The sequence below is a fragment of the Variovorax sp. P1_H12_2 genome (assembly GCF_056405335.1).
Genome location: NZ_JBFUCI010000629.1, coordinates 1 through 2,434 on the forward strand (window position 1 = coordinate 1; position 2,434 = coordinate 2,434).

The 2,434-nt window shown below is 70.6% G+C and carries 3 protein-coding genes; all 3 read right to left on the minus strand.

The window, feature by feature from the left end:
• Window positions 1-140: 140 nt before the first annotated feature.
• Window positions 141-1,127, minus strand: a complete 987-nt coding sequence (locus AC1D2K_RS33440) for an MlaD family protein (protein ID WP_478094574.1) — start codon at window positions 1,125-1,127, stop codon at window positions 141-143.
• Window positions 1,124-1,906: an ABC transporter ATP-binding protein gene (locus tag AC1D2K_RS33445; RefSeq protein ID WP_478094575.1), complete on the minus strand. Its 783-nt coding sequence runs from the start codon at window positions 1,904-1,906 to the stop codon at window positions 1,124-1,126. The genes AC1D2K_RS33440 and AC1D2K_RS33445 overlap by 4 nt, the downstream gene beginning before the upstream one ends.
• Before the next feature lie 219 nt (window positions 1,907-2,125).
• A partial coding sequence (locus tag AC1D2K_RS33450) for an MlaE family ABC transporter permease (RefSeq protein ID WP_478094577.1) occupies window positions 2,126-2,434 on the minus strand: 309 nt, incomplete at its 5' end.

A 2,434-nucleotide genomic window follows, 5' to 3' on the forward strand; every position in this document is an offset into this window, starting at 1 on the left:
GGCCGGCGCGGAGGCGGCAGTCGGTGCCGATACGGCCGGCGGCAGCGTCAGCAGCACCGGCGCCGGCGTCGAGGCGCAGGCCGCCAGCATCGCCGCCAGCGCGGCGCACAGCGGCCAGGCCGCCCATCGGTTCAGTGCATTCATTGGCGTGGGTTCCCGAAGATGATGGCGTTGGGCCTTTCCTCGAGCTGCTCGCTCAAGGAGCGCAGGCTGCGCGCCGCCTGTGAAAGATCCTTGATCGCGGCCTCGAAATCGCCGCGCAGCGGCGCGCCCGGTGCCGCGACGTCCGCCAGCCGTTCCATCGCGAGCTTGGCGGTTTCCGAGGCCTGCCGGGCGCCGACCAGGGTGCGCTGCAATTCCGGCTGGGCCGCGAGCACCGTCTGGCGCGAGGTGTCGGCCAGCTGCGTGATCGATCGCAGCGTGGTTTCCGAGCTGCCCTGCAGCTGGCGGATGGCCTCGGTCGCGGCCGTCAGCGTCTTGCGCGATTCGGCGCCGGTCAGCTGCAGCTCCTTCGCGGCACCGCCGAGCACGTCCTTGGCGCCGTCCAGCGTGTGCTGCACCGACACCAGCGTGGTGCTCAGCTCCTGCACCGCCTGGCGAATTTCCGCCACCGTGTCGTGCAGCGGCAGGTTGGCGACCTGGTCGATCAGGGCCCCGAACCGGTCCGCCACCGCCGGGATCTCGGGCGCGCCCGGGCCGCCCAGCAAGGTGGCCGGCGTGTCGGGCAGGAAGTCGAGCTCGATCGCCTTCTGGCCGGTCACCACGCTCTGCGAAGCCAGCCGGGCGCGCAGCCCGCGCTGCACCAGGTCCGGCAGGTCGGGGGCCTTGTTCTCGGTGACATGGGTCAGGTGCAGGGCCGTGGGCTGCAGCCGGAGCGTGACCGGGACCGTGGTCTTCAGCGAAGCGGCGTCCATCTGGATGCCGATGTCCGTCACCTGCCCGATCGTGACGCCGCGGAAGGTCACGGGCGCGCCGACCGACAAGCCGCTCACGTTGCCCTGGTAGTACACGCGGGCCTTCTGCTGCCGGGTGAACAGGTCGTTGCCGCCGAGCCAGAGGATGGCCGCGATGGTGATGGCGAAGGCGGCGACGACGAAGCCGCCGATCAGCAGGGCGTTGCGTTTCATGGGGTGGCCTTGGGGGTGGAGGCAGGTGCGGCCGGGGGCGGCACCTCCCGATGGAGAAAGGCATGGACCGTCGGATGCACATCCTGGCGGGCCAATTCTCGCGGGCAGCCGTGCGCGATCGGGCGCTTGCTGTCGGCGTCGAGGAAGATGCCGTCGTCGGCGATCGCGAACAGGCTCGGCAGCTCGTGGCTCACGAAGACCACGGCCGCGCCGGTGCGGTGCCGGATGTCGAGGATCAGGTCGTCCAGCCGGCGCGAGCTGATCGGGTCCAGGCCGGCCGAGGGTTCGTCGAGGAACAGCAGCGGGGGCTCGGCGGCGATGGCGCGCGCGAGGCCGGCGCGCTTCTTCATGCCGCCGCTCAGCGACGACGGATAGAAGTCCGCGAACTCGCCCAGCTCGACCCATTCGAGCACCTCCCGCGCCTTGCGCTCGCGCTGCTTCGCATCGAGGCGGGTCTGGCGCGCGAGCGGCAGGCAGACGTTTTCCAGCACCGTCATCGACGACCACAGCGCGGCGCTCTGGAACAGCATGCCGAAGCCCGAGCGCAGCGCGGAACGCTGCGCATCGTCGCTGGCCCAGAAGTCGACGCCGCTGTAGGTCACGCTGCCGGCCGCCGGCGGCAGCAGCCCCACCAGGTGCCTGAGCAGCGTGCTCTTGCCGCAGCCGCTGCCGCCCATGACGGCGAAGATGCAGCCCTTCTCGACCTTGAGCGACACGTCCTTCTGGATCAGCCGATCGCCGAACTGCATGACGAGCTGGTCCACCGCGAGCAGGCTCATGTCAATGTTCCACCGCGCTGTCGGGTGACCCGCGGCGTATGAAACCGGCGCATTCCGATACCAGGGATACCGCGGAACCGGCTTTTCCGGGCCGCCGGTATCGCCCCCTGGAGGGGCTGAGGTCCGCGGCTCCAAGCCTGCCTGCGCAGGCTTGGACGGATCCGAAGAGCCGCTGCCTGTGGCAGCGACTCGGGGCGCCGCAGGCGCTTCGGGGGTGCTTCATATATCCAGGGCGTTGGCGCACATGGCGAAGATGGCGTCGAGCACGATGATGCCGACGATGCTGGTCACCACCGCACCGGTGGTCGCCACGCCGACGCCGGCCGCGTTGCGCTGGGCGCGCAGGCCGTAGTAGCAGCCGACCATGCCGACCAGGGCGCCGAAGGTGAGCGACTTGCCGATACCCAGGCCCAGATGGGTCCAGGTCAGCGCCTCGGCCGTGCGCTGCATGTAGGCGGCGCCGGACACGTCGAGCATGGCGGCCGACACGATCATGCCGCCCAGCAGGCCGGCCAGGCAGGCGAAGAT